The sequence below is a fragment of the Streptomyces sp. NPDC051183 genome, assembly GCF_040682455.1.
Classification (GTDB): Bacteria; Actinomycetota; Actinomycetes; order Streptomycetales; family Streptomycetaceae; genus Streptomyces.
Genome location: NZ_JBFBBA010000028.1, coordinates 32,382 through 57,623, shown reverse-complemented (window position 1 = coordinate 57,623; position 25,242 = coordinate 32,382). Strand labels below are relative to the sequence as shown.

26 protein-coding genes are annotated in these 25,242 nt (G+C 71.0%); 7 read left to right on the top strand and 19 right to left on the bottom strand.

What is annotated here, in order from left to right; all coding sequences use genetic code 11:
- Positions 1-8: 8 nt before the first annotated feature.
- From AB0M99_RS23900 to AB0M99_RS23885, 4 genes are all read right to left on the bottom strand, one after another.
- The gene (locus AB0M99_RS23900; protein ID WP_365923601.1) at positions 9-677 is read right to left on the bottom strand and encodes a DUF2637 domain-containing protein; all 669 of its coding nucleotides are present in this window, start codon (positions 675-677) and stop codon (positions 9-11) included.
- 65 nt (positions 678-742) lie between these two features.
- Positions 743-931: a hypothetical protein gene (locus tag AB0M99_RS23895; protein ID WP_365923599.1), complete on the bottom strand. Its 189-nt coding sequence runs from the start codon at positions 929-931 to the stop codon at positions 743-745.
- A gap of 81 nt (positions 932-1,012) precedes the next feature.
- Positions 1,013-2,362 (bottom strand): FtsK/SpoIIIE domain-containing protein, encoded by a 1,350-nt coding sequence (locus AB0M99_RS23890; protein ID WP_365923597.1) that lies wholly within the window; start codon positions 2,360-2,362, stop codon positions 1,013-1,015.
- A 2-nt stretch (positions 2,363-2,364) separates the two neighbouring features.
- Positions 2,365-2,697, bottom strand: coding sequence for a hypothetical protein (locus AB0M99_RS23885; protein ID WP_365923595.1), 333 nt, complete (start codon positions 2,695-2,697; stop codon positions 2,365-2,367).
- Positions 2,698-2,851: 154 nt separating this feature from the next.
- Here AB0M99_RS23885 and AB0M99_RS23880 point away from each other — a divergent pair, with 154 nt between their 5' ends.
- The gene (locus tag AB0M99_RS23880) at positions 2,852-3,646 is read left to right on the top strand and encodes a GntR family transcriptional regulator (RefSeq protein WP_365923593.1); all 795 of its coding nucleotides are present in this window, start codon (positions 2,852-2,854) and stop codon (positions 3,644-3,646) included.
- Positions 3,643-4,326, top strand: a complete 684-nt coding sequence (locus AB0M99_RS23875; protein WP_365923592.1) for a YdcF family protein — start codon at positions 3,643-3,645, stop codon at positions 4,324-4,326. The genes AB0M99_RS23880 and AB0M99_RS23875 overlap by 4 nt, the downstream gene beginning before the upstream one ends.
- Here the strand turns inward: AB0M99_RS23875 and AB0M99_RS23870 are convergent.
- Positions 4,299-5,114 carry a nuclease-related domain-containing protein gene (locus tag AB0M99_RS23870; RefSeq protein WP_365923590.1) on the bottom strand — a complete coding sequence of 272 codons (816 nt, stop codon included), beginning with the start codon at positions 5,112-5,114 and terminating at the stop codon, positions 4,299-4,301. The genes AB0M99_RS23875 and AB0M99_RS23870 overlap by 28 nt on opposite strands.
- Before the next feature lie 972 nt (positions 5,115-6,086).
- Here AB0M99_RS23870 and AB0M99_RS23865 point away from each other — a divergent pair.
- Positions 6,087-6,287 (top strand): hypothetical protein, encoded by a 201-nt coding sequence (locus AB0M99_RS23865; protein WP_365923588.1) that lies wholly within the window; start codon positions 6,087-6,089, stop codon positions 6,285-6,287.
- A 695-nt stretch (positions 6,288-6,982) separates the two neighbouring features.
- Entirely contained in the window at positions 6,983-7,429 is a 447-nt protein-coding gene (locus AB0M99_RS23860) for a DoxX family protein (RefSeq protein WP_365923586.1), read from the top strand.
- Positions 7,430-7,471: 42 nt separating this feature from the next.
- Here AB0M99_RS23860 and AB0M99_RS23855 read toward each other — a convergent pair whose 3' ends face one another.
- From AB0M99_RS23855 to AB0M99_RS23845, 3 genes are read right to left on the bottom strand one after another with little or no spacing between them, the layout of a single operon-like run.
- Positions 7,472-8,053, bottom strand: a complete 582-nt coding sequence (locus tag AB0M99_RS23855) for an HD domain-containing protein (RefSeq protein ID WP_365923584.1) — start codon at positions 8,051-8,053, stop codon at positions 7,472-7,474.
- Positions 8,054-8,059: 6 nt separating this feature from the next.
- Positions 8,060-9,388, bottom strand: coding sequence for a cytosine deaminase (gene codA, locus AB0M99_RS23850; RefSeq protein ID WP_365923582.1), 1,329 nt, complete (start codon positions 9,386-9,388; stop codon positions 8,060-8,062).
- A 29-nt stretch (positions 9,389-9,417) separates the two neighbouring features.
- On the bottom strand, positions 9,418-9,585 hold the full coding sequence (locus AB0M99_RS23845; protein ID WP_365923580.1) for a hypothetical protein: 168 nt from the start codon (positions 9,583-9,585) through the stop codon (positions 9,418-9,420).
- Positions 9,586-9,686: 101 nt separating this feature from the next.
- Here AB0M99_RS23845 and AB0M99_RS23840 point away from each other — a divergent pair, with 101 nt between their 5' ends.
- Together AB0M99_RS23840 and AB0M99_RS23835 are read left to right on the top strand one after the other, a co-directional pair.
- On the top strand, positions 9,687-11,489 hold the full coding sequence (locus AB0M99_RS23840) for a prolyl oligopeptidase family serine peptidase (RefSeq protein ID WP_365923578.1): 1,803 nt from the start codon (positions 9,687-9,689) through the stop codon (positions 11,487-11,489).
- Between the two features lie 48 nt (positions 11,490-11,537).
- On the top strand, positions 11,538-12,296 hold the full coding sequence (locus AB0M99_RS23835) for an SURF1 family protein (RefSeq protein WP_365923576.1): 759 nt from the start codon (positions 11,538-11,540) through the stop codon (positions 12,294-12,296).
- Positions 12,297-12,367: 71 nt separating this feature from the next.
- On the opposite strand, the gene AB0M99_RS23830 is transcribed toward AB0M99_RS23835, so the two are convergent.
- The 7 genes from AB0M99_RS23830 to AB0M99_RS23800 form a co-directional block, all read right to left on the bottom strand.
- Complete coding sequence (locus tag AB0M99_RS23830; protein WP_365923574.1) at positions 12,368-13,492, bottom strand: hypothetical protein; 1,125 nt, start codon at positions 13,490-13,492, stop codon at positions 12,368-12,370.
- Complete coding sequence (locus tag AB0M99_RS23825) at positions 13,489-14,217, bottom strand: SigE family RNA polymerase sigma factor (RefSeq protein WP_365923699.1); 729 nt, start codon at positions 14,215-14,217, stop codon at positions 13,489-13,491. The genes AB0M99_RS23830 and AB0M99_RS23825 overlap by 4 nt, the downstream gene beginning before the upstream one ends.
- 199 nt (positions 14,218-14,416) lie before the next feature.
- On the bottom strand, positions 14,417-15,490 hold the full coding sequence (locus AB0M99_RS23820) for an aspartate-semialdehyde dehydrogenase (protein ID WP_365923572.1): 1,074 nt from the start codon (positions 15,488-15,490) through the stop codon (positions 14,417-14,419).
- Positions 15,487-16,761, bottom strand: a complete 1,275-nt coding sequence (locus AB0M99_RS23815) for an aspartate kinase (RefSeq protein ID WP_365923570.1) — start codon at positions 16,759-16,761, stop codon at positions 15,487-15,489. Before AB0M99_RS23815 ends, AB0M99_RS23820 begins: the two co-directional genes overlap by 4 nt.
- Before the next feature lie 154 nt (positions 16,762-16,915).
- Entirely contained in the window at positions 16,916-17,563 is a 648-nt protein-coding gene (locus AB0M99_RS23810; protein ID WP_365923568.1) for a DUF5063 domain-containing protein, read from the bottom strand.
- The gene (recR, locus tag AB0M99_RS23805; protein ID WP_030010802.1) at positions 17,556-18,155 is read right to left on the bottom strand and encodes a recombination mediator RecR; all 600 of its coding nucleotides are present in this window, start codon (positions 18,153-18,155) and stop codon (positions 17,556-17,558) included. The genes AB0M99_RS23810 and recR overlap by 8 nt, the downstream gene beginning before the upstream one ends.
- Before the next feature lie 57 nt (positions 18,156-18,212).
- Complete coding sequence (locus AB0M99_RS23800; RefSeq protein WP_365923566.1) at positions 18,213-18,557, bottom strand: YbaB/EbfC family nucleoid-associated protein; 345 nt, start codon at positions 18,555-18,557, stop codon at positions 18,213-18,215.
- A gap of 266 nt (positions 18,558-18,823) precedes the next feature.
- Between AB0M99_RS23800 and AB0M99_RS23795 the strand changes: the two genes are divergently transcribed.
- Positions 18,824-19,549: an SLATT domain-containing protein gene (locus AB0M99_RS23795; protein WP_365923564.1), complete on the top strand. Its 726-nt coding sequence runs from the start codon at positions 18,824-18,826 to the stop codon at positions 19,547-19,549.
- 70 nt (positions 19,550-19,619) lie between these two features.
- On the opposite strand, the gene AB0M99_RS23790 is transcribed toward AB0M99_RS23795, so the two are convergent.
- The 4 genes from AB0M99_RS23790 to AB0M99_RS23775 all read right to left on the bottom strand — a co-directional run bounded on the left by AB0M99_RS23790 (position 19,620) and on the right by AB0M99_RS23775 (position 25,085).
- The gene (locus AB0M99_RS23790; protein WP_365923562.1) at positions 19,620-20,270 is read right to left on the bottom strand and encodes a hypothetical protein; all 651 of its coding nucleotides are present in this window, start codon (positions 20,268-20,270) and stop codon (positions 19,620-19,622) included.
- Positions 20,271-20,407: 137 nt separating this feature from the next.
- A complete protein-coding gene (locus AB0M99_RS23785; protein ID WP_365923697.1) occupies positions 20,408-22,873 on the bottom strand; it encodes a dolichyl-phosphate beta-glucosyltransferase in 2,466 nt (821 codons plus the stop codon).
- A 79-nt stretch (positions 22,874-22,952) separates the two neighbouring features.
- The gene (locus AB0M99_RS23780) at positions 22,953-23,621 is read right to left on the bottom strand and encodes a GntR family transcriptional regulator (RefSeq protein ID WP_365923560.1); all 669 of its coding nucleotides are present in this window, start codon (positions 23,619-23,621) and stop codon (positions 22,953-22,955) included.
- 108 nt (positions 23,622-23,729) lie between these two features.
- Entirely contained in the window at positions 23,730-25,085 is a 1,356-nt protein-coding gene (locus AB0M99_RS23775; RefSeq protein ID WP_365923558.1) for an aspartate aminotransferase family protein, read from the bottom strand.
- Positions 25,086-25,242: the final 157 nt, after the last annotated feature.

The window sequence follows — 25,242 nt, the reverse complement described above, 5'->3', positions numbered from 1 at the left end:
TCTTCCTGTTAGGCGAGTTGGATGGCGATGGCGTCAGCAAGGGCGGGCGGAACACCGAGGCGGCTCCGCAGGGTCGCGGCGTCGATCGGGGTCCCGTTCTGGGCCTGATGGGCGTCCGCGATCTTCTGGGCGTGGGCGAGTAGCGCAGGCGGGACGGGAACGCTCGGGGGTACGGCGGCCGGGGCTGGTACTTCCGGTGTCGCGGGGTCTGCTGCCGGCAGCTCCGGAGCCGGATCCGGCGCACGCTCCACGGTGACGTCCGAAGAAGCGGGCTCGCCCTCGGGCTTACCCGAGTACGCCACCTCCCGCGACGCCGGAGCGGTTGTGTGGGCGAGGAGCGTGCCGCCGAGGAAGGCGAGCGCGGGCCAGCCTGCGACGAGGATGCGCAGCCACGGCGGGACTGCGCCGAGGTCGAGCAGCCCAGCGGTGGCGACGTTGGCGCCGAGGGACGCGACGAGGGCGATGGCGAACCAGAGCCATGCGTCGCGGTTCTCCCTGTCGGCGCGCATCCGGCGCCACGCCGCAACGAGCAACAGGTCGACGCTGACCGGGTAGGCCCACGCCTTCCAGCCGTCCTGTCCTGCCGCTTCCGCCAGGTCGTGCAGGTGGGCGAAGGACAGGGCACCGGCGATGACGGCCTGGATGACCACCGGATCGGCTCGGATGGAGCGGGACACGAGCTACCTCCTCTCGGAAGGCCGGTGCCGGGCGCTTCGGTCCGGCACCAGCAGGTTCGGGACGGTCAAGCGGTGCCGGTGCCGAGGCAGGCCGGGCACAGTCCGGACTGCGTGGCGCCGATCTCCCGGCGCTTGCGGCCGACCCGGACGGTCGTGGCGGTCTCGCCCGTTCCGCCGCAGGTCTCACAGTTCGGCGCGGCCGGAGCGGACTTGGGCGAGCGCCGCCGCGTCGGCGGCTGCTTCTGGACGGTCATGGCGGTTCCCTTCGGTTTCGGGCATGGGCCGGGTAGGGACCTGGCGCGAGGCGGTCGCGCCGACCGAGGGAAGGGGGACTCTCAGTCCATCGCCGGGATCGGATTCACCAGCGGGACGGATCCACCCGCGGGGGTCCGGGTCGAGATCACCGGGCGGTACGGGGCGAGGGCGGGAATGAGCGGGGTCAGGTCCGCGAACTGCGCGCAGATCTCGGCAGCTTCGTCCGCGCTCAGCTCGGGAGTGCGGATCCGGGACCAGCCGCCGGAGGAGTCGCCGGCCACAGCGACCCCGGGCTTGTCGGGCGGGATCGTCGTCACGGCCACGACCGCGTCCGGGGCGATGTCGCCCAGGCCCATGTCGGCGGTCTGCTTGTCGTTGACGCGGTGGACCACACGGCCGGTGAGCTGGGCGCGGAGCGTCGTAGCCCCCTTGCCGAGGTCGGACCCGAAGCGCTGTCCGCAGATCTCCAGGTAGATGCCAGCGGCGCGGGCCATCTGCCCGAGGCGGATCAACTGGGTGACCATCCGGTCCCGGCGTTCTTCGTCCTTCTTGCTTGCTACGAGGAACAGCTCCGCGACCTCGTCCACGAGCAGCACGATCGGTACCGGCCGCACCTCGTCGGGCAGGGCCCAGAGGTCTCCGACCCCGTGGTAGCTCAGCAGGTCGAAGCGGTTCTCCATCTCCTCCAGGAGCGTGTCCAGGACCCCGGATGCGTCGTCCGGCGTCATGGCGAGCGCCGACAGCCGCGGCGCGTAACGGCGTTGCTCGACCCCCCGCTTGCAGTCGATCCCGACCAGGGCGACCCGCAGCGGGGCCAATCCGGTGATCAGGTTGCGCAGGTACATCGACTTGCCCGACTGGTTGGCGCCGAGGGTCAGCGCGTGCGGGACCCTGAGGTAGTCCCGTACGAACGCCGTACCGTCCTCCCGGAGGGCGACCGGGACCGCCAGCTGCCCCGAAGGGATCCGGCGCGGCATCTTCACCCGTCGCAGTACGTCGTAGCCGGTCATCCGCAGCTCGACGAACCCGGGCTTGGTCTCCACGACGTTGACGGAGTGGACGCCCCAGGCGTGCCGCAGCCGTTCGGAGGCCGCGATCACGTCCGCGGGCTCCAGCCCGGCCGGCAGGCGCAGGGTGACCCGCATCCCGGTCGAGGAGCCCCGTACCCGGCGAACCTTCGGCGGGACGGGCTGTACGTCGCTGCGGCGGGCGACGTTGCGGACCACGAAGGCCCGGAGCCGGGACGGCTGGACCGTCAGCCCGCACACGTCCATCGTGGAGCGGTACGTGACTGCGAAGCGCACACGCGCCATGGGCAGACCGGCAACGGACCAGTACACGCGCGGGGCGCGGGCCTTCGTGTACCAGAGCCCGCCGCCGCTACCGGCCAGAGGGAGGCCGAGCTCCCATAAGGTCGTCAGGTCGGTCATGGTCAGGCCCCGGCGGTCGTGAGGGCGACGGCACGGAACGAGATGCCGTGCCGGGTCTGGCCGTTGAACGTGTTCTCCCAGTCCCGCGCCTTCAGGCCGATCACGGAGACCGGGATACCCGGCATCAGGCCCTCGGGGAGCCCGGTCTCCGGCACGGTCACCTGGTAGAGGTTGCCCTCCCCCTCGTCGGAGATCAGCAGCCCCACCGTGGACAGCCCGGCCCCGGTCTCCCGGTCCATGGCTCGTTCGCCGGTCTGCTTGCTCACGAGCTTCGGAGTGGGTGCCGTGGCCACGAACACCACGGCGGTCGACGTGTCCACCTTGAACGACGGCATCAGTACCTCCAGCGTTGTCGGAGCAGCCCAAAGAAGGCTGCCGAGGCTCGCTGTCCTAGGACTGCGAGCGCCTAAGGAGATAGTGCACCGCAGTCCCAGGACTGTCAACAGTCCTGGGACTGTGTTTGACTGATTCCGGCGAGAGGAGTTCGAAATGGCGCCCAAGTGGCGAGAGCTGGCGGACAAGCTGGCTGAACGGATCAGAGGCGGTGACTACGCGCCGGGCCAACAGTTGCCGCACATCAGAGAGCTGGTCGAGGCGGGAGAAGGCTCCAAGTCCACGGTTCATGCCGCGTACAAGGCGCTGGAAGCGGAAGGCTTGGTCACCTCTTCCCGAGGCCACGGCACCGTCGTGCGACAGCAGGTGCCGCTCAAGCGGCTTGGTATCGCCCGGTACGACAAGGCCAAGTGGCGCGATGGGGATGAGGTGGCGTTCATCGCGGACCGCGTGGCATCGGGTCGGGCGTACCGCCGCAACGAGCAGACCCAGTCCGTCAGCCTCGTCGAGGCATCCCCCGAGGTGGCCGCCGCACACGGTCTGCCGGCGAACGCCCCGGTCTATGCCCGTGCCCGGCTGGTGAAGGAAGGCGATCAGCCGACACACACGCTGACCAGCTACTACCGGCCCGAGCACGTAGAAGGTACGCGTTTGGTGGATCCGACGCCCGGTCCTGCCGGCCGAGGCGGCGGGTTTCGCGTGCTGTACGACGCGGGCTACGAGATCGACCACATGAAGGAGCGGGTCTTCGCCCGCACGCCCACTGCGGACGAATCGAAGCTCTTGCAGCTACCGCCGGGCGAACCGGTCGTCGAGCTGCACCGTACGACCTACACGGCGGACGGCACCGTGGTCGAATTCGCCATCGGGGTGCACGCTGCCTCGCGGTTCGCCTGGGAGTACGACTTCAAGGTGCCGGACTCGGCGAAGGACACGGAAGGCCAGCAGTGATCTCGACACAGGACTGGGCGGACACGCGGCGCCTCTGGGACTACCACCAGATGGGCCACACACCCCGGCCGTGCTCCGTCGCGATCGGGCTCGGCAGCCATGACTTGGGCGTGGCCGACACCGCAGCCGAGCTGTACCGGACCGGCATGGCTCCTCTCCTCGTCTTCACCGGTGCCACCAGCCCGACGACGCAGGAGCGGATGCCCCGCGGTGAAGCCGTCCACTATCGAGAGCGGGCGCTCGACCTCGGCGTCCCCAGCTCGGCCGTACTCGTCGAGCCGCGAGCCCGGAACACGGGCGAGAACATCCGCTTCTCCCGAGAGTTGCTCGAGGAGGCCGGTGTCGACGTCTCCTCCGTGCTGCTGATCAGCAAGCCGTACGAGGAGCGGCGTGCGTACGCCACCGCGCGGAAGCTGTGGCCCGAGGTCGAGATCGTCAGTACCTCCAGCCCGATGACCCTGGACGAGTACGTCGACTCCATCGGTGATGCTCGCCTGGTGATCGACATGCTGGTCGGTGCCTTGCAGCGTCTGCTGATCTACCCGGCGCAGGGCTTCATGATCAGCCAGCAGGTCCCCGGCGACGTGACCGAGGCGTACGAGCGGCTGTGTCGGCACGGCTTCACGAGTCGGCTCCTGCGCGATGAAGCGGGTCAGGCCCGGAGCCAGGCGCGTCGGTGACGGGCGACGGCGTAGACGCTCTCCACCTGCTCCGGGTTGAGCTTGCCGGTCAGCGGGCCGAGGGCCGAGACCTCCCGTTCCTGATAGATCCGAACGGCATACTGCGTCACTGCCCGTTTTAGAGCCGCGGCGCCGACGAAGACCAGGACCGGCTCGACGGGGACCTCGAAGTCGCAGTACCGCCCGAGCACCCTTCGTACGTAGTCGGCCTCGGCCTTGCTCGCAGCGGCGTAGGGCTGCGGCGGCCCGCCGTTGACCTTGGCCATCGAGTCACCGACCCAGACCGAAGCGCCCCGGTGGGTCTTGGTGTTGATGCTGAACACGCCTCCGGGTCCGATCACCAAGTGGTCGATGTCGCCGCCGTTGCTCTTCTCGACCCCGTGGAGAACCCGCCAGCCGAGCGGAGACAGGCGATTCAGCTCCTGGCCGACCCGCCGCTCTCCCTCAAGTCCCGTGTACCAGTTGTCCCACTCCGAGGACTGTCTAAGCAGCTTCGCCTTCCACCGCTGGGCCGTAGACGGGCCGCGTTCGGCGATGGTCCCCAGCAGACGCGCCCCGGGGCGGTTCCGTGCCAGGTCGTCACCCGGAGAGAGGGGCGGGAGGGAGGCCACCCGATCTGGCCGGTGCCTTGGGGGCGTGGGCCGGGGCTCGGGGACGGGCGGTTCGGGGTCCGAGGCCTGGACGCGGGTTGAGGGTGTGGCGTCGACGACGAGCCCGTCCCCGAGGTGGAGCCGGAGGAGGGCGAGTGCCTCGTCCCGGTACTTCTGCACCTTGATCGTCACGGTCATCGTCGCTCGGTCTGCCCAGGCGACAGCCATTCCGTTCGGCAGGTTCACATAGAGCCGGTCCCTGCCATGCCTCTTCCACGGATTCACCGTGAGATCGCTCATCAGCCCCCCATGCTGCCGTCCCCACAGGTATGCCAGCAGCTACGGGCCAGGGCGGCAAGACCGCCAGGAGCGGCGGGGACCTGTTACAGGTTTCTCTACCTCATCAAGCACCCGGCTGCGCTCCGCTCCGCCGGGCGGGCTTCCCGGCTCCGCTCGGGGCGACGCTCCTGCCTGCGGCCCGCTCCGCCCCCGCTGCGCCGACGCCCGCCCCTGTAGGCGGGTAGGCCCAAGGGCATGAGTCGAGCCCTACGGGCCGGCAGCGCCATCACTCACCGACATGCCTCCGGCGGGGGCGCTCCGACTCCGGGATGCGGGGCCCGTCATGCGCCCGCGGGTGGGTTGTGGTTCGGGGTGGGGGCTGTCATCCCGCCTGCCGTCGTCCCAGGGCAAGCCGTAGCAGACCAGCCGCCAGGGGCCCAGGTCGTTCGTCCAGCAGGGCGCTCCACCTGGGCCCCTGGCGACTGCCCCGCTACCACTCCGTGTGGGACGACGGCAGACGGGATGACAGCAGGTGGTGCTGTGGTCGCGTCCGACCGGATTGTGATCTGCATCACGCATCTGTCGCGCCGGGTCATAGCGATCGTTACGCGTACACCCCTCGCGTCCCCTGTCCTTACAACGCTTCATTATAAAGTCGCAAATATTGGAAACGGTAAGGCCCAGGTGGGTGCGTACCAGCAATTACAGTAATACCAGAATTGAACCGGACGCTGCGAATTAGCGACAGCTAACGACGGTGAGTTGATCTGTCTAGCGAGAGTTTGGCCCCGCGTCGAGACGCCCCATGATGGAAACTCGCTCGCCCGCCCCCTGCCGCTTGAGGCTGGAACCGTGACGGCTGGGGGCGGGCCCGGAACCCCAGGAGGGTCCATGTCGATTCTGGCGTTGTGCGGCCAGGAGTCAAATCCCAGCCGGGTCAATGACTTTGTCCCGGTGATCGTCGTCGTTCTGGTTCTCTGGCCGGCTGCGGCCGAAATCGTAGGGGTATACGTCAACACGATGGCATTGCTGGCAGCCTTGCTGGGCGGAAGTACAGCAGTCGCGTACAGCAACCACCGCAACCGTGCCTGATCGGCGTTGCCTCAGTGCGGCTCCGAAACGGCTGGAATGACCCTCGCTGACCGGTCTGGCTAGAGCTACGGAGCAGAAGATCACTGAGAGGTCGGCTAGCGTGCGGAGCATGACGAGTGGCGCGCCGACCTGTCCCGAGTGCAGCCAGCCCTTGAAGTCTTGCGGCTTGGTCCTGTCCCGGCGGACGGAAGACGACAAGCGGGTGTGCCGGGCGCTGTGGAAGTGTCCCGGCCCGCACGTGTGGTGGCACTGGGCCGACCGGCCAGAGGAGCCGTTGGAGGTCTGCCCGGTACCGGAACTGTTCCGCTGACTCGGCGGCTGTGGATGCCACGGAGGAGCGCAGCGGTGAGTGTCTAACTGCGTGACAACGGCACCGTACGGCGGCGGACAACCACAGACACTGGCGAACCTCCGTCGCAGGTCAGCGGAGCAGGACCGGCAGATCACCCATCGGCCCGGGTTGCTTCGGGACGAAGAGGTCGTGGGTTCAAATCCCGCCACCCCGACGCTGTAGTCGCAGGGCCGGTTTCCTTCAGGGAAACCGGCCCTGCTTCGTTGTGTGCGGCCGTACGGGTGGCCATGACTTCCGGTTGATCTTGAAGATGCCGGGCCGGGGGTCGTCGGACCCCTTGCCACGTGGTGCCCTCGCCTGGAAACTGACGGATCGTCAGGTACGCGAGGGAAGGGAACCGGGGATGCAGACCATCTGGCTCGGCGGGCCCGAATGGGTCGCCGTTCTGCGCATCGGGCTCGGGCTGTGGTGGCTGGAGAGCTGGCGGCACAAGGACAAGAAGGACTGGTTCGGCGGTGGCGGCATCCGGTGGGCGGCCGGGGTGGCGGCCGAGCACCGGTGGGGCTTCGTCACGCGCGGCTTCGACCTGGTGGTCAAGCCGTACCCGCGCTTCATGGCCTACCTCGTCGCCTACGCGGAGCTGGCGCTCGGGCTCGGGCTCATCGCCGGCTTCCTGACCCCGATAGCCCTGGTGGCCGGGCTGCTCCTGAACCTGATCTACCTCGTGCTCATGATCCACGACTGGGGCGAGCAGGGGCAGAACCTGATGATGGCGCTGATCTCGGCCGTGGCCTTCTTCGCGATGGGCTGGCAGGTCTGGTCCCTGGACAACCTCCTCGGGTTCTTCTGACCCACCCTGCCGCCCCGGACGGGCCGGGGCGGCCGGTCCCGGTCAGCCCAGCGGGTTCGCCGCGATGCGCGCGGCCGCGCCGCCCGCGACGTACGCCGCCGCCGCGCAGGCGGGCTTGCGTACGGCCTGGTCCTCGACCAGCGCGAGGAAGGACGCCCCGAAGCCGCCCCGCGGGTGCTGCGCGAGGAGACCGGCCGTGAACGCCGGGTCGAAGTCCGCCACCCGCAGCCCCGAGACGTCCGCGCTGGTGCCGACCTGGAGCAGGTGGCTCTCGACGTCCTCGGCCGCCGTGACGTCGTCGCGCATGTGCAGCACGATGACCTCCGCCGCGCGGGCCCGCCGCTGCGCCGGCCAGCCCAGGCCCGCCGTCAGGACGCGCGCGACGTGGCCGCCCGCCTCCTCGAAGGGGAGCGTGTGGCTGTCGAAGGGCGCCGTCAGGCCGAGGTCGTGCAACAGGGCGCTGACGTAGAGGAGTTCCCCGTCGTACGTCAGCCCGTGCTGCTCCGCGTACTGCGCGGCGAAGGCGTAGGAGCGGACGGAGTGGGCGAGCAGCTCCGCGTCCGCGTACTCGGTGGCGATCTCCAGGGCGGCCCGCCCCGCCGGCGTGTCAAAAGTCCATGTCATGACGTGTCAGGGTAGGCGGCGCCGGGTGAAGTCCACCTCGGAGGGGGCCTGTTCGCCCGGCCACGCCAGCAGCCGGGCCGGTGCCGGCGGGGTCTCGGCGAGGACCGTGCCGCGCGAGACGACGTACCGCGGGCGCACCTGGCGGCGGATCGCCTCCTCGGGGCTCGGTGCCGGGAGCAGGACGAAGGAGGCGGGGGCGCCCTCCGCGATGCCGTACTCCGCCTCCGACAGGCCCAGCACGCGCGCCGCGCGGTCCGTCACCATCGAGAAGGCCACCGGGATCTCGTCGGCCCCCGTGAGCTGGGCGGCGTAGATGCCGACGAGGGCGGTCTGCAGCGGGTTGCCGGTGCCGAGCGCGTTCCAGGGGTCCATCACGTCGTCATGCCCGAAGGCCACGTTGACCCCCGCCGCCAGCATCTCCTTGACCTGGGTGAGGCCGCGCCGCTTGGGGTAGGCGTCGAAGCGGCCCTGGAGGCCGAGGTTGGCGAAGGGGTTGGAGACCAGGTTGATCCCGGACCGCGCCAGCAGCCGCTGGAGTTTGAAGCTGTACGCGCCGCCGTAGGAGCCCATCGCCGTCGTGTGGGAGGCCGTGGCGCGCTCGCGCAGACCCGTGCGCAGGGCGAGGGTGGCCAGTACCTCCACGAACCGGGACTGCTCGTCGTCGATCTCGTCGCAGTGGGCGTCCACCCGCAGTCCGTACTCCTCGGCCAGCGCGAAGGCGGTGCCCAGCGAAGCCACCCCATCCTCGCGCGTGTCCTCGAAGTGCGGGATCGCGCCGACGACGTCGGCCCCGCGCACGATCGCCTCGCGCAGCAGCGCCCCGCCGTCCGGGAAGGAGGCGATGCCCTCCTGCGGGAAGGCCACGATCTGGAGGGTCATGACGTCCCGGACCCGGTCGCGGACCTCCAGCAGGGCGTCGAGCCCGGTGAGCGCCGGGTCGGTGACGTCGCAGTGGGTGCGGACGTGCAGCACGCCCTGGGCCGCCTGCCAGCGCAGCACCTCGGTGGCCCGCGCGATGACGTCCTCGCGGGTCAGGGTCCGCTTGCGCTCGCTCCAGCAGGCGATGCCCTCCCATAGGGTGCCGGAGGCGTTCGGCCGCGGTTCGCCCGCGGTCAGAGCGGTGTCGAGGTGGATGTGCGGCTCGACGAAGGGCGCGGTGAGGAGCCCGCCGTGGGCCTCGATCAGCACGCCCGTGGCCGGCGGTTCCTTCTGGTCGTCGTGCGGGAGGACGCGGGCGATCCGCCCGTCCTCCGCGACCTCGACGTCGTACAGGCCCCGGCTTCCGGTGCCGTCACCGGCGTGCAGCAGCCGGGCGCCCCGGACGATCATCCGCATGGGGCCACCTTAGTTCCGTGGCCGGTGGATCAGCCGCGCTTGGACTGGGCCTTCTGCTGCATGCCCCGGGTCTTCGCGGCGGACGAGTGCACGTCTTGGACCGCGGCCTTGGCGCGTGCCTCGGCCGCCGTGTTCTTCGCCATCGCACGCTGGGAATCCTGGTGGCCGTGCTGACCGGTACGAGCCTTCTTGGCCATGATCGCTCCTCCTCGGAAACGTCAGGACGATCGGAGTACGCACACCACCATGCACCCGTTCGGACCAGTCGGCATCCCGGGGCATCGGGTTACATAGGGGCATGACTGACGCACACGCCATGCCCGACTGGGAAAAGCGGTTCAGGGCGCCGCGCGTAGGACTGCCCGACTGGGCAGAGGACGCCCCGGACCGTTCGCTCTTCGTCTCCAATGCGACCGGGACCTACGAGCTCTACGCCTGGGACCGCGCCACCGGCGCGCAGCGGCAGGCCACCGACCGCCCGAACGGCACCACCGACGGCGCCCTCTCCCCCGACGGCGAGTGGATCTGGTGGTTCTCCGACACCGACGGCGACGAGTTCGGCACCTGGGTGCGCCAGCCCTTCGCAGGCGGCCCCGACGAGCCGGCCACGCCCGGGCTGGAGCCCTCGTACCCCGCCGGGCTCGCCATCGGCCGTGACGGCACGGCGGTCGTCGGCCGGTCCACCGACGAGGACGGGTCCACGATCCACGTCGTACGGGCCGACGGCAGCGCTCCCGCCGTCGTCTACCGGCACCGCGAGTCGGCCGGCGTGGGCGACCTGTCCCACGACGGGTCCCTGATCGCCATCGAGCACACCGAGCACGGCGACGCCATGCACTCCGCCCTGCGCGTGCTGACCCTCGACGGCGAGACCGTCGCCGAGCTGGACGACTCCAAGGGCGGTACCGAGGAGCTCGGCCTGGAGGTGCTGGGCTTCGCGCCGGTCGCGGGCGACACCCGGCTGCTGATCGGCCACCAGCGGCGCGGCCGCTGGGAGCCGATGGTGTGGGACGTGGCCACCGGTACGCAGGAGGAGCTGGCGGTCGAGCTCCCGGGCGACGTCAGCGCCGAGTGGTACCCCGACGGTTCCGCGCTGCTGATCGCGCACAGCTTCGAGGCGCGCAGCGAGCTGTGGCGCTACGACCTGGCCGCGCGGGGCCTCGTACGCCTGGACACCCCGCCGGGGACGGTCTCGGGCGCCACGGCGCGGCCCGACGGGTCGGTGGAGTACCAGTGGTCCTCGGCGGCCGAGCCCTCGGCGCTGCGCTCGACGGCGGGCGGGGTCGTACTGGACCCTCCGGGCTTCCGGCCGCCCGGCTCGGTGCCGGTGGAGGACGTGTGGGTGGAGGGCCCCGGCGGGCGGATCCACGCGCTGGCGCAGCGGCCGGTGGGCCACGGCGACGGCCCCTTCCCGACGGTCTTCGAGGTGCACGGCGGGCCCACCTGGCACGACAGCGACGCCTTCGCGGCGGGCCCGGCCGCCTGGCTGGACCACGGCTTCGCCGTGGTGCGGGTCAACTACCGGGGCTCGACGGGGTACGGGCGCGAGTGGACCGACGCGCTCAAGCACCGGGTCGGCCTGATCGAGCTGGAGGACATCGGGGCGGTCCGCGAGTGGGCCGTCGCGAGCGGCCTCGCGGATCCGGAGCGGCTGGTGCTGTCGGGCGGGTCGTGGGGCGGCTACCTGACGCTGCTGGGCCTCGGCATGCAGCCGGAGGCCTGGGCGGTGGGGCTGGCCGCGGTACCGGTCGCCGACTACGTGACGGCCTACCACGACGAGATGGAGGCGCTGAAGTCCCTGGACCGCACCCTCTTCGGCGGCACGCCGGAGGAGGTCCCGGAGCGCTTCGAGGTGTCCTCGCCGCTGACCTACGTCGATGCGGTGAAGGCTCCCGTCCACATCGCGGCGGGCGTCAACGACCCGCGCTGCCCGATCCGGCAGATCGACAACTACGTGGACCGGCTCGCGGCGCGCGGGGCGGTGCACGACGTGTACCGCTACGACGCCGGGCACGGCTCGCTCGTGGTGGAGGAGCGGATCAAGCAGGTCCGGATGGAGCTGGACTTCGCGCTGAAGCACCTGCCCGGCCCGTCCGCCTGACGGAGCCCCGGGAGAAGGCGACCGGTGCACCCCCCGTACGGTGGTGGGGTGCACCGGTTTCTCCTGACCCCGCGGTGGTGGGGGATCAACGTCTTCGTCGCGCTCGGCGTTCCCTTCTGCCTGTTCATGGGGACCTGGCAGCTCGGCCGGTTCGAGGACCGCGTCGCCACCCACCAGGAGGCGACCGCCGGGCAGCCCGCCGGCCAGGCGCCCGTACCGCTGGAATCGCTGCTTCCGGTGGACAAGAAGACCTCCGGGCAGCTCGCTTCGGCCTCCGGGGAGTACGCCGAGCAGCTGCTCGTCCCGGACCGGCGGCTCGACGGCAAGTCCGGCTTCTACGTACTGACCCTGCTCAGGACCGACTCCGGCAAGGCCGTCCCGGTGGTCCGGGGCTGGCTGCCGGGCACCGCGGACGCGGGCCGGGCGCCGGCGGCGCCGACCGGGCGCGTCGAGGTGGCGGGCGCGCTGCAGGCCTCCGAGAACTCCAGCACCAAGGGCGTGAACGCGGAGGGCGGCCTACCGGCCGGGCAGCTCGGCGTGATCGGCGCGGCCTCGCTGGTCAACCTCGTGCCGTACGAGCTGTACGACGCGTGGCTGACCGTGCAGACCCCGTCCGACGGGCTGGTTCCGGTGCCCGCGGAGGCGCCGAGCAACACCGGGCTCGACCTCAAGGCCTTCCAGAACCTCGGCTACACCGGCGAGTGGTTCGTCTTCGCCGCCTTCGTGCTCTTCATGTGGTTCCGCCTCTACCGCCGCGAGGTGGAGACCCTGCGCGACGCGGAAGCCGGCCTGGCCGTCGCGCCGTAGCCGCGCGACGGCGGCCGGGCGCTCCGGCTGCGGCCCCGGCCCCGGCTGCGGCCCCGGCTCCGTCCGGAGGGCTACGGCGCCGCCGGGGTCTCCACCGGGATCACTCCCGTGCGGTAGACCGTGCCCCCGCACGCGTCGGGGATCGTCGTCTGCGTCGTGGTCGCCCCGGGCAGCGGGGTACTGGGCGTGTGGGACACCGTCACCCCCGTACCGGCCGGAGCCGGCGGCGTCGTGCCGCCCGTCCCGCCGGTCGATCCCGAGCCCGCGCCGCCGTCCGCACCCGTGGCGCCCGCGCTGTCGCCGTCCACCGGGGCGTTCGCCACGCCGCCCTGCGGCTGCGTGCCGCCCGGCTTCGGGGTCGTCGCCGAGCAGGCCTGGTCCGGGGGCACGTACGCGAAGCGGACCTCGTACGCCGCGTTCGGAGCGAGCAGCATCAGCGGCGCCTCCTTCGACGGGTCGGGCAGCAGCCCGCTCGCCGGATCCCCCGCGCTGTGGCCGGCGACGGCCACGGCGGTACCGCCCTGGCCGGGCGCGGGCCCGCTCGCGGGGGCCGCGGTCACGGTGTCCGGGCCGAGGACGGTGCAGCCGCGCGGCGAGACGTTGGTGACCTTGAAACTCCCGTAGACCTTGCCGTCCGCCTCCCGGGCGCGCGCACTCGCCGACACCCCGAGCTGCTCGGCACTGCACCCGGGCACGCCCGGAGCCGCCGGCGGGGGCAGCATCCCGCTGCCGGAGCCGACGACGCTGCCGCCGCTGGGCCGGCCCGAGGGGCCGGTGCCCGTCGCCGCGTCGGGGGCGCCGCTGGACACGGGCGAGGGTCCGCCCCCGACCCCGCCGGCGCCGCCGTAGTTCCGGCCGGAGCGCTCCGTGGGCCTCGGGTGGGTGCCGGAGCCGTTCTGGTGCGGGTCGGAGGAGCCGTCCTTGCCGCCCTGGTGCCGGCCGTGGCCGGCCATGGCCGAGCGGTCGGCGCTCTCGCCCTGCGCGGCGCCCATGTGCAGGGCCGCCGGGATCGCCGTCCCGGCCAGCAGCACCGCCGCGGCCGCGCTCACGACGGCCTGGCGCCGGCGCGTACGGCGCACGGGTACGGCGTACCGCAGCCGGTCCAGCGCGCCCTCGGAGGGCTGGAGTCCCTCGACGGCCCCGCGCAGCAGGCTCCGCAGTGCCTCTTCCTCGCCCGGCTTGTGGTCCTCGTTCATGACTGCGCAGCCTCCATCGCCACCCGCAGCGCGGCAATGCCCCGCGATCCGTACGCCTTCACCGAGCCGAGCGAGATCCCGAGCGTCTCGGCCACCTGGGCCTCCGTCATGTCCGCGAAATAGCGCAGCACCAGCACCTCGCGCTGGCGCCGCTGGAGTCCGCGCATCGACTTGATGAGATCGTCCCGCTCCAACTGGTCGTACGCGCCCTCCTCGGCGCTCGCCATGTCCGGCATCGGCTTCGACAGCAGCTTGAGGCCGAGGATGCGGCGGCGCAGGGCGGAACGCGAGAGGTTGACGACGGTCTGGCGCAGGTACGCCAGGGTCTTGTCCCGGTCACGGACCCGGTTGCGGGCGGAGTGCACGCGGATGAATGCCTCCTGGACCACGTCCTCGCAGGAGGCGGTGTCGTCGAGGAGCAGCGCTGCGAGCCCGAGGAGCGAGCGGTAGTGCGCCTGGTACGTCTCGGTGAGGTGGTCGACGGTGGTCCCCGCCACCAGTTCCACCGCCTCGGCCGTCGCGGCCGCCGGGATGCTCCCATGGCTGTCAGCGCCTTCGCGCGGCGAGGGCACACGGCCGCGGATCGGCACGGCGGGCGACAGCGCCGGGGGCGCGGTGGGGGCCGAAGCTGCCGGACGGGACGGCGGGACGGGAACGATCACCGGGAACCCGCCGGACAGCCGGGAACCCCGGCGCGACGGATATACCCCGGTGCGCACCGGTATGACTGCGAAGTCCAGCAATGCCTCTGCCACGCCTGTTGGACACGCGTCCCCCCGTCAGGGTTGTACACGCGCGGCGGACTGCTCCGCGATATCCCCAATGCCCTCATGCGTAGCCGCTCTTCCCGGTTGCCCCGTGTTTCGAGGCGGCAGTCGGGCCATCACCTTGATCAAGGGATCAGTGACGATCCTACAAAGTGAACTACGCAAACTCACCCGCGACCAGTTCCGCGACCCGGGTCGCGTTCAGCGCGGCACCCTGGCGCAGATTGTCGGCGCAGACGAAGAACTCCAGGCCGCGCGGATCGTCGAGCGAGGCCCGCACCCGCCCCACCCAGGCCGGATCCGTGCCCGCCGCGTCCGACGGGGTCGGGAACTCCCCCGCCGCCGGGTCGTCCACCAGGACCACCCCGGGCGCGGCGTCCAGGATTTCCCGCGCGTGCGCGGCGTCGACCTCGGCCCCGAAACGGGCCCGAACGGTCAGCGAGTGCCCCGTCAGCACGGGCACCTGTACGCAGGTCACCGCCACCGGGAGCCGGTCGAGCTGCAGGATCCGCCGGGCCTGCGCCCGTACGGCCAGCTCGTGCGAGGACCAGCCGTCCTCGCACAGCTCACCGGACCACGGTACGACGTTCAGCGCGAGCGGCGCCGCGAAGGGGCCGGTGTCCTCGCCGACGGCACGGCGTACGTCCCCGGGCTGCTCCCCCAGGTCGGTCCCGGCCACCAGCGACAGCTGGCGGCGCAGCGCCTCGGAGCCGGCCCGGCCCGCGGCGCTCGCGGCCTGGTAGGTGGAGACGGCCAGGTCGGCCAGCCCGTACTCGGCGTGCAGCGCGCCCAGGGCGGCGATCATCGCGCCGGTCACGCAGTCGGGACCGGCGACGATCCCGCGCGGCAGCGTCCGTACGGCGTGCCCGTTCACCTCGGGCACCACCAGCGGCACCTCGGGGTCCTCGCGGAACGCCGCGGACTGGTCCACGACGACGGCGCCGCGCGCGGTGACGGCGGGAGCCCACCGGGCCGAGACCTCGGCCGGGGTGAGGAAGAGCACGACGTCGCCCGCGCCGAGGCCGTCGAAGGCGTCCTCGGTGAGGGCGAGCACCTCGCTCTCGACACCGCGGACGGACAGCATCCGGCCGGCCGAGCGCGCGGAGGCGATCAGGCGTACGTCACCCCAGACGTCCGCCCGCTGGGAGAGGATCCGGAGCACGACGGAGCCGACTGCTCCGGTCGCCCCGACCACGGCGAGCGCCGGGCCGGGGGACCGGGTCGCGGTCATCGTCCGCTGCCGCCGTAGACGACGGCTTCGTCGCTGTCGGAGTCGAGGCCGAAGGCCGTGTGCACGGCGCGGACGGCCTCGTTGACGTCGTCCTGGCGGGTGACCACCGAGATGCGGATCTCCGAGGTGGAGATCAGCTCGATGTTCACGCCCGCGTCCGACATCGCCTGGAAGAAGGCGGCGGTGACGCCCGGGTTGGTCTTCATGCCCGCGCCGACCAGGGAGATCTTGCCGATCTGGTCGTCGTAGCGCAGGGACTCGAAGCCGATCCTGCCCTTCGCCTTCTCCAGCGCGTCGATGGCCTTGTGGCCCTCGGTCTTGGGGAGGGTGAAGGAGATGTCCGTCAGACCCGTGGAGGCGGCGGACACGTTCTGCACGATCATGTCGATGTTGATCTCGGCGTCGGCGACGGCGCGGAAGATCGCCGCGGCCTCACCCGGCTTGTCCGGGACGCCGACGACCGTGATCTTGGCTTCGGAGACGTCGTGAGCGACTCCGGAGATGATGGCGTGCTCCACCTGCTCGTCCCCTTGCGGATTCTCGTTGCTGACCCAGGTGCCCGGAAGTCCCGAGAAGGACGAACGGACGTGGATCGGGATGTTGTAGCGGCGTGCGTACTCGACGCAGCGGTGCAGCAGCACCTTGGAACCGGAGGCCGCGAGCTCCAGCATGTCCTCGGAGGAGATCCAGTCGATCTTCTTGGCCTTCTTCACGACGCGGGGGTCCGCGGTGAAGACGCCGTCGACGTCGGTGTAGATCTCGCAGACCTCGGCGTCCAGCGCCGCGGCGAGCGCGACGGCGGTCGTGTCCGAGCCGCCCCGGCCGAGGGTGGTGATGTCCTTGCTGTCCGCGGACACGCCCTGGAAGCCGGCGACGATGGCGATGTTGCCGCCGTCCAGCGCGGTGCGGATGCGGCCCGGCGTGACATCGATGATGCGCGCTTTGTTGTGGACCGAGTCGGTGATGACGCCCGCCTGGCTACCGGTGAACGACTGGGCCTCGTGGCCCAGGTTTTTGATCGCCATGGCCAGCAGCGCCATGGAGATCCGCTCTCCGGCGGTCAGCAGCATGTCGAATTCGCGCCCGGCAGGCATCGGCGACACCTGCTCGGCGAGATCGATCAGCTCGTCCGTCGTGTCGCCCATCGCGGAAACCACGACGACCACCTGGTGGCCGTTCTTCTTGGCATCCACGATCCGCTTGGCGACGCGCTTGATGCCCTCGGCATCGGCTACGGAGGAGCCTCCGTACTTCTGCACGACAAGGCCCACGTGCGCTCCTCGCTCGGTCCGTCTCATTGCTGGTGCAGTCTAACGAGCGACCGCGATCCGGCCGCTCCGTGCCACATCATGAGACGAACAGATCAAAGAACAGGTTCCCTGACCAGGCGATCTGCGGCGATCGGGACGGCCGACAGGGCGAATCTCACGGTTTCCCGAGGCGCCCGAGCTCCTCCGCCATCACCCGTCCGGCCTGCTCCGCGAGCTCCTCCTCGGCCAGGTCCTCGTCGGTGTCGAGGCCGTCGAGCTCCTCCAGCGGCTGGTTCATCCGCACGTGGGCGACGAGCGACTGCAGGGCGCGCAGCGTCGCCGAGGCCGTCGGACCCCAGTTGGTGAAGTACGAGAACTGCCACCACCACAGCGCCTCGGTGACCCGGCCCGCCTGGTAGTGGATGAGGCCGTGGCGCAGGTCGGCCACCACATCGGCGAGGTCGTCGGAGATCCGGTGCGCGACCGGGGCCTTGCGCGGCTCGTAGGGGTCGAAGACCTCGGAGTAGACGTCGACCGGCTCCAGCATCAGCGCGAAGCGCTCGCGGAGATCGTCCACGTCCGGCTCGGGGCCGAGGTCGGGCTCGTAGCGCTCGTCCGGGAGGACGTCCTGGTACGCGCCCAGCCGGCCGCCCGCCAGCAGCAGCTGGGACACCTCCAGGAGGAGGAAGGGCACCGCGCTGTCCGGGTCCTCGCCCTTGGCCACCTCGGTGACCGCGACGATGAAGGACTCGATCTGGTCCGCGATCTGGACGGCGAAGTCGTCCGGGTCCTGGCCCAGGGCGTGCAGCGTTGCGTCAGACATCGAGAAGTCGCCTTCCTTCAAAGGCCCGCCCGAGCGTGACCTCGTCCGCGTACTCCAGATCTCCCCCTACGGGGAGCCCGCTGGCCAGGCGGGTGACCTTCAGGCCCATGGGCTTGATCATGCGAGCGAGGTACGTGGCGGTCGCCTCGCCCTCCAGGTTCGGGTCGGTGGCGAGGATCAGCTCGGTCACCTCGCCGTCCGCGAGGCGCGCCAGCAGCTCGCGGATGCGCAGGTCGTCCGGGCCGACGCCCTCGATCGGGCTGATCGCGCCGCCCAGGACGTGGTACTTGCCCCGGAACTCGCGGGTCCGCTCGATCGCGACGACGTCCTTCGGCTCCTCGACGACACAGATGACCGTCGTGTCGCGGCGCGGGTCACGGCAGATGCCGCACCGCTCCTCCTGCGCCACGTTCCCGCACACCGCGCAGAACCGGACCTTGTCCTTCACTTCGAGCAGCGCGTGCGCGAGGCGGCGGACGTCGGTGGGTTCGGCCTGCAGGATGTGGAAGGCGATCCGCTGCGCGCTCTTGGGCCCGACGCCGGGCAGCCTGCCCAGTTCGTCGATCAGGTCCTGGACCACGCCTTCGTACAACGGACTGCCTTCTTTCGCTTCGGGGGGAGTATGCCGCGGCCGCGGGGGCCGCCGGGGCTAGAAGGGGAGGCCGGGGATGCCGCTGCCGCCGCCCAGCCCCTGGGCCAGCGGGCCCAGCTTCTGCTGCTGGAGCGCCTGGGCATTCTCGTTGGCCGCCTGGACGGCCGCGACCACCAGGTCGGCGAGCGTCTCGGTGTCCTCGGGGTCCACGGCCTTCGGGTCGATCACCAGGGCGCGCAGCTCACCGGAGCCGGTGACGGTCGCCTTGACCAGGCCACCGCCCGCCTGGCCGTCGACCTCCGCCAGGGCCAGCTCTTCCTGGGCCGCGGCGAGGTCCTGCTGCATCTTCTGGGCCTGCTGGAGCAGCTGCTGCATGTTGGGCTGGCCACCACCGGGAATCACAGGTCACTCACTCCGTAGCTCGGTCCAAGCCCGGGACGGCTTGGTCAATCCGAGCCTACGTGCTCCCCGGGCGCCGCGCCCTACGCCGTGAGGACCAACTCTTTCGAGTGAGAGACCAGGCGTGCGCGTACCTGATGGAGACCTCCTTGCGGGCGGAAATCCGGGGATTCGTTGCCCATGACCCGCCATTCGAAGGTAGGAAGAGCATGCGCATCATTGCGCACACGCGCACCACCACACGTCAGCGCAGGCAGAGGGAGTGCCGGGTGAGTCAGCCGGAGATGCAGCCCGAGGGGCCACCCCGGGATCCCGCAGAGGACGGCGACCTGACCGGCCGGCCGTTCCCTCTCGGGGACTGGGGCGAGCCCGCCGAGCGGCTCGACGAGCTCTACCGCCGGGTCGAGGCCGACGCCCTGCGCACCGCCGAGTGGTACCTGTCCGACCGGGCGTGGAAGCGCCGGGGCGCGCGGCTGCTGCGCGCCGGGGCGGCGGCCGGTGCCGTCGCGGGCGCCGCGATGCCGCTGCTGGAGCTGACGGGCTCGGCCCCGGGCGCGTCCTCGTACGGCTATCTCTGCCTGCTCCTGGCGGCCGCCTGCCTGGCCTGCGACCGGTTCTTCGGGCTGACCTCGGGCTGGATGCGGGACGTGGCCACGGCGCAGGCCGTGCAGCGCAGGCTCCAGGGACTCCAGTTCGACTGGGCCTCGGAGAACGTACGGGAGATCCTGGGCCCGACCGAGGGCACGGCGAGCGAGGCGGCGGAGCGCTGCCTGACGGTGCTGCGCCGGTTCTCGGAGGACATCACGGAGCTGGTGCGCTCGGAGACGGCGGACTGGATGGTGGAGTTCCGCACGGGGCCCGCGCCGCTGGTGATGCAGTCCCTGGGCGGCTCCCCGGCCCGCCAGGACGCCGGCATCCCCCCGGCCCGCTTCCCGCTCCCCCCGGGCACCCGCCCCAACATGCCGCGCCAGCGCCCGCCGGAACAGCCGAGGTAGCCGTCCGGCGGGCGGGCGGGCGGGCGAGCGAGCGGGTCGGAGCACCGGGTCCGGGATCCGGAGGATCCCGTCAGCTGAAGATGATCATCGAGCCCTGGCCGAGGCTGCGGGTCGCCGCCGCGTGCAGTCCCAGCCACACGTGCCGCTCCCGCGCGAAGGGGCTGTCGTCGTACGGGATCGGCCCCGCGGGCTCCTCCAGCGACGTCGGCCGCCCCGGCGGAGCGGGCGCCGCCGGCGGGTTCCCCGGGTCTATCCCGATCGCGGGCGCGACGAACGTCAGCTCCCGCAGGAGCCCCTGCGCGGACCCCAGGGGCCCGCCCCCGGCCAGCAGCTCCTCGTTGGCCAGCGGGGCCGCGAAGTCCACCGGGACGTACGCACCCGCGTGGTCGTAGTGCCACACCAGGTGCGACTGCTGGGCCGTCGGCTCGAACATCTCCAGCAGCTGCTCGTAGTCCCCGCCCAGCTCGTCCACGGGCGTCACCGGCAGCCCGCAGAGCTGCAGGAGGTACGCCCGCCGCAGGAAGTGCAGGGCGTCGTAGTCGAAGCCGGCGACCGGGGCGACGTCGCCGCTCAGGCCGGGCATGTACGCGAACACCGGCACGGACGGCAGTCCGGCCTCGCCCAGCGCTTTGTCGTACGAGGCGATCTCTTCCGCGAACGGGTTGTCGGGGCTGTGGCACAGCACGTCGACAAGGGGGACCAGCCACAGGTCACAGGCCACTCGGCCTCCGATCAGTCGTTTGCCGCCGATCGGGCCAGAGTAGTGCGCCGGACACCCTCCGCGAAGGGGTGCGCAGAACCCCGCCGGACCGGGAGGTCCGACGGGGTTCATGGAAGTGCGTACTGATGCGGCTGTGGCTACTGGGGAGCGACCCGCCACACCAGGGAGTCGGCGACCTTCTCCGGCTCCTGGCCCAGCAGCTCGGTGATCGTGGTCCGCAGCTCCTTGGCGTGCTTCTGGCTCTCGGGCAGGACCAGCGCGCCCGCGTTCCAGAAGGCGAGGTCCTTGCGGGCCTCCTCCTGCATCTGCGAGGTGACCACCGGCGACGGGGCGCCCCAGCGGATGTCGCTCAGGAGGCTGGACAGCATCCGCGGCTTGGCGCCGTAGATGCCGACCTTGTCCGGGCCGTCGGGGCCGTTGAAGTAGCCGCCGGCCAGCTTGAAGCCGAAGCCGGTGCTGCTCTGCCAGTGGAGCGGGTTGCCCGTCATCGGGTCCGGCAGCGGTACCGGTACGAGGGACTGGCCGTCCTTGACGTAGTCCTTGTACAGGCCCTGCGTGATGAAGGTCGGCACCGGCTCGCGGGCCTTGACCACCAGCGGCAGCGGCAGGATCGGGATGAGCGCGGCACCCACGGCCATGTAGCCGAGGACGCGGTGCTCACGGGCGCTGAAGCCGATGAACCGGTCGAGCGCCAGGGCGATCAGCAGGCCGAAGGCGGGCGCGCAGACCATCGCCACACGGCTCTCGATGACCGACTCCAGCAGCGGCGCGTGGCGCAGGAGCGCCCACGGGCCGGGGACGGTGATGCCGAGGGTCTCGATCTTCACCGAGGGGCCGAGGGACAGCACCGCGGCGACCACGGCGGTGATGCCCAGCGCGCGGACGACGGTCCGGCGCCACATCCACACGGTGATCGCGGCGGCCAGGGCCAGCAGCGCCCAGCCGTAGAAGGCGTTCTGCTCGGTGGTGTTCATCGAGAGCTTGCCGGCGTTGTCCGCGTCGCCGAAGAGCGAGCGCGCCGAGTACTCGGTCAGGGCGCGGAGCGGGTTGCCCGCCCCGTTCTCGCCGTGCAGCACCGAGTGGTAGCTCTGCGGGCCGAAGAACTGCCAGTACAGCGGGAAGGCCACCAGCGGCACGGAGACGGCCGCGGCGATGGCCAGGCCCTTGCCCAGCGGCTTGATGGCCTTGCGGGCCGTCTCGCGGTCGTAGAAGGCGTACGCGAGGGCGAAGATCAGCATGCCCATGGCGGAGAGCAGGAACGGCTCCTCGCCCAGGAGGACCTGGTACGCGGAGAACAGGCCCAGCAGGACACCGTCGCGGACGACCCTCTTGCCCTCGCACAGGCGCAGCGCCCGGTCGATGATCACCGGGATCATGAAGAGCACGACGAAGTTCGGGTGCGCGTTGGCGTGCGAGATCATCGGCGGCGCGAAGGCGGCGAGGGCACCGCCCACGGCTGCGGCCCAGCGGCTCTCGGTCAGCCGGCGGTGGATCAGCCAGTACCAGGCCCAGGCGGTCCCGGCGATGCCGAGGGTGAAGACCAGCGCCAGGGTGACGGTCGGGCCGAAGAGCAGCGTGATCGGAGTCAGCGGCACGGACAGCCCGAGCATCACCGTGTTGCCCATCAGATTCACGCCCTCGGGCATGTTCTGGAAGTCGGTGAAGAGCGGATTGCGCAAGTGGGAGACGTTGTCGGCGGTGACGCCGAAGAACCACTCCCACTGGTTCTGGTCCTGCAGCGAGTGCGCCAGGATCTTCCCGTCCAGGTCGCTCCACAGCCCCTTGTAGAGGAAGAGCGAGCCCAGCAGGTAGAGCGCGGCGACGGCGATGCCGCCCGCGTTCAGGCGCATCAGCTCGCCGAGCGTGCGCAGGTAGTCGAGGAGCTGGACCTTCGAACCGTCCTGGTGTGCCCAGCGCACCGGAACCTCGGCCACGGGCCACCCCTTGCGCCGGAAGTACTGGAGGATCTCCACGTCGATGGCCCAGCCGTCGAGCTTGGAGGCACCGAAGGCGGTGCGGGCCTGGTCGCCGTCGAACAGCTTGAAGCCGCACTGCGTGTCGCGGATCCCGGGGACGGCGACCAGGCGGATGACCCGGTTGCCGACCCAGCCGAGGACCTCGCGCAGCATGCTCTGCTGGCGCTCGATGGCGGAGTCGCGGTGTGCGCGGGAGCCGATGGCGGCGTCGAGGTTCTCGTCGCCGGCCAGGGACTGCTCCAGCTTGTCGAGCTCCTCGATGGGAGTCGCCAGGTCGGCGTCCATGATCAGGACGCGCCGGCCGAGGGAGCCGACGACACCGAGGCGCAGGGCGTTGCCCTTGCCGCGGTTCTGCTCGGACTGGATCAGCCGGATCCTGGGGTCTTCGTCGGCCGCCTTCAGCGCGATGGCGGCGGTCCCGTCCGGGGAGCCGTCGTCGACGACGACGATCTCCCAGTCGGCGGAGCCGGTGCCGACGTGCTCGTCGAGGTACTCCCGCACGACGTCAAGAGTCGGAGCGAGCCGCTCCTCCTCCTTGTAGGCCGGGATGACCACGGACAGGCCGACGGACCCGGGCGAGGGGTCGGCGGACTTGCCCCTGGCGGAGACCGCGGGGGCAGTGAGTATGCCGTTCTTGGTTTTCAACCCGTTCAAGCCGTTCGTCTCGTCGTCCCGCGGCCGGTCTCGGTGGAGACCGAACGCCCGCCTACAGAGCGGCAGCCCAGTCCAAGCCGTGCTGATTGTAGGCGTGCACCAAGCGGCGCACCTCCTCGGCGTCCGCGAGTGTGATCGCGTCCACGAGCTCGCCGTGCCCGTCCCACAACGCGGCGCGCATCTGCTGCGGCGCACGCTGCAGGTGGGGTACGGCAAAAACCCAGCACTGCACCCGGATCCGGTGCAGGAACTCGGTGATGTACGAGTTTCCGACCAGCCCGCTCAGTTCCCGCCAGAAGCGCAGGTCGTAACCGATCAGCACTTCAAGCGATCCGTTCTGCGCGGCCCGCCGCGCCTCCTCTGCACGTCGACGCACCGACACCAGCCGCTCGCCATAGCTTGCGGAGGTGCCACGCTCGACGAGCCGACGGAAGATCCCGTCCACTATAAGCGTCCGAGCCTCGATCATTCCCCGGAAATCGTCAACGGAAAAGACACGGACCCTGAAGCCTCGGTGCTGGACCGAGTCCAGCAGCCCCTGCGCCGAGAGGTCCACGAGAGCCTCGCGGACGGGCGTGGCGGAGACTTCGTACTGCTCAGCGATCTGTTTGACCGTGAACTCCGTCCCCGGCGGGAGGCGTCCGGCAAGCACTTCGTCACGCAGCGCATCCGCGATCTGCTGCCGAAGTGTGTTGCGCGTGACAGCGCCGCTGCCTGGCATAGGGGTCCCGTCTCCTCCATAGATCTTCGGACACCATAGGCCAGACAGCGAGGCTGAAACCGAACGATTTGTGGCCGGTATGCGGATTTAGCGATCGTTATACCGACGCTACGCGGCCGAAGTGTGACGGTCCGCGACCGTCAGCGCCTCGTCGAGGAGGACCAGACCCTCCTTGACCTCGGCCTCCGAGATGGTGCACGGGGGCACGACGTGCGTGCGGTTCATGTTCACGAACGGCCACAGACCGGACTTCTTGCACGCCGCGGCGAACTCGGCCATGGGCGTGTTGGCGGCCCCGGCGGCGTTGTAGGGCACGAGCGGCTCGCGCGTCTCCTTGTCCCGTACGAGCTCCAGGGCCCAGAAGACGCCCAGGCCGCGGACCTCCCCGACCGAGGGGTGGCGCTCCGCGAGCTCGGCGAGGGCCGGGCCGATCACGTTCTCGCCGAGGTGGGCGGCATGCTCGACCACGCCCTCCTCCTCCATGGCGTTGATCGTCGCCACGGCGGCGGCACAGGCCAGCGGGTGCCCGGAGTACGTGAGCCCGCCCGGGTACGGGCGTGTGGCGAAGGTCTCGGCTATCTCGGCGGAGATCGCGACGCCGCCGAGGGGGACGTAGCCGCTGTTGACGCCCTTGGCGAAGGTGATCAGGTCGGGGGTGACGCCCCAGTGGTCGGCGGCGAACCACTTCCCGGTCCGGCCGAAGCCCGACATGACCTCGTCGAGGATGAAGACGATGCCGTGGCGGTCGCAGAGCTCGCGCACCCCGGCGAGGTAGCCGGCGGGCGGGGTCATGATCCCGGCCGTACCGGGCACCGACTCCAGGATGACCGCCGCGATGGTCTGCGGCCCCTCGAAGGCGATGGTGTCGGCGAGGTGGGCGAGGGCGCGGGCGCACTCCTCCGCCTCGGTGGTCGCGTGGAAGGCCGAGCGGTAGAGGTACGGGCCCCAGAAGTGCACGACACCGGCGGCCGCCGTGTCGGAGGGCCAGCGGCGCGGGTCGCCGGTGAGGTTGATCGCGGCGGCGGTGGCGCCGTGGTACGAGCGGTAGGTGGAGAGCACCTTGGCGCGGCCCGTGTGCAGACGGGCCATGCGGACGGCGTTCTCGACGGCCTCGGCGCCGCCGTTGGTGAAGAAGATCTTGTCGAGGTCGCCCGGGGTGCGCTCGGCGATGAGGCGTGCGGCCTCGGAGCGCGGTTCCACGGCGAACCCGGGGGCCAGGGTGCAGAGCTTGGCGGCCTGCTCCTGGATGGCGGCGACGACCTTGGGGTGCTGGTGGCCGATGTTGGTGTTCACCAGCTGGGAGGAGAAGTCGAGGAAGCGGTTGCCGTCGTGGTCCCAGAAGTACGAACCCTCGGCCCCGGCGACGGCGAGCGGGTCGATCAGGGCCTGAGCGGACCAGGAGTGGAAGACGTGAGCGCGGTCGGCGGCCTTGACGGCGGCGCCGGAGGTGACGTGAGGGGTCATGCGGCCACGCTAGAAGTGCGCAGGTGGGGAGGGACATCGGCGGACTGTATGGGGGTGGGGGGCGGGTCTCGGCAGTCTGTCTGCGCGGCGGGTTCCACGGGTCTGATTCCGGTGATTGACAGCATCCTGTCGAGATGACAGTCTCTTGTCATCAGAG

Coding starts and splice junctions, on each gene's coding strand:
- AB0M99_RS23895 (WP_365923599.1), bottom strand. CDS start 931: ATGACCGTCCAGAAGCAGCCGCCGACGCGGCGGCGCTCGCCCAAGTCC.
- AB0M99_RS23890 (WP_365923597.1), bottom strand. CDS start 2,362: ATGACCGACCTGACGACCTTATGGGAGCTCGGCCTCCCTCTGGCCGGT.
- AB0M99_RS23885 (WP_365923595.1), bottom strand. CDS start 2,697: ATGCCGTCGTTCAAGGTGGACACGTCGACCGCCGTGGTGTTCGTGGCC.
- AB0M99_RS23880 (WP_365923593.1), top strand. CDS start 2,852: ATGGCGCCCAAGTGGCGAGAGCTGGCGGACAAGCTGGCTGAACGGATC.
- AB0M99_RS23870 (WP_365923590.1), bottom strand. CDS start 5,114: ATGACCGTGACGATCAAGGTGCAGAAGTACCGGGACGAGGCACTCGCC.
- AB0M99_RS23865 (WP_365923588.1), top strand. CDS start 6,087: ATGTCGATTCTGGCGTTGTGCGGCCAGGAGTCAAATCCCAGCCGGGTC.
- AB0M99_RS23860 (WP_365923586.1), top strand. CDS start 6,983: ATGCAGACCATCTGGCTCGGCGGGCCCGAATGGGTCGCCGTTCTGCGC.
- AB0M99_RS23855 (WP_365923584.1), bottom strand. CDS start 8,053: ATGACATGGACTTTTGACACGCCGGCGGGGCGGGCCGCCCTGGAGATC.
- codA (WP_365923582.1), bottom strand. CDS start 9,388: ATGCGGATGATCGTCCGGGGCGCCCGGCTGCTGCACGCCGGTGACGGC.
- AB0M99_RS23845 (WP_365923580.1), bottom strand. CDS start 9,585: ATGGCCAAGAAGGCTCGTACCGGTCAGCACGGCCACCAGGATTCCCAG.
- AB0M99_RS23840 (WP_365923578.1), top strand. CDS start 9,687: ATGACTGACGCACACGCCATGCCCGACTGGGAAAAGCGGTTCAGGGCG.
- AB0M99_RS23830 (WP_365923574.1), bottom strand. CDS start 13,492: ATGAACGAGGACCACAAGCCGGGCGAGGAAGAGGCACTGCGGAGCCTG.
- AB0M99_RS23820 (WP_365923572.1), bottom strand. CDS start 15,490: ATGACCGCGACCCGGTCCCCCGGCCCGGCGCTCGCCGTGGTCGGGGCG.
- AB0M99_RS23810 (WP_365923568.1), bottom strand. CDS start 17,563: ATGTCTGACGCAACGCTGCACGCCCTGGGCCAGGACCCGGACGACTTC.
- AB0M99_RS23780 (WP_365923560.1), bottom strand. CDS start 23,621: ATGCCAGGCAGCGGCGCTGTCACGCGCAACACACTTCGGCAGCAGATC.
- AB0M99_RS23775 (WP_365923558.1), bottom strand. CDS start 25,085: ATGACCCCTCACGTCACCTCCGGCGCCGCCGTCAAGGCCGCCGACCGC.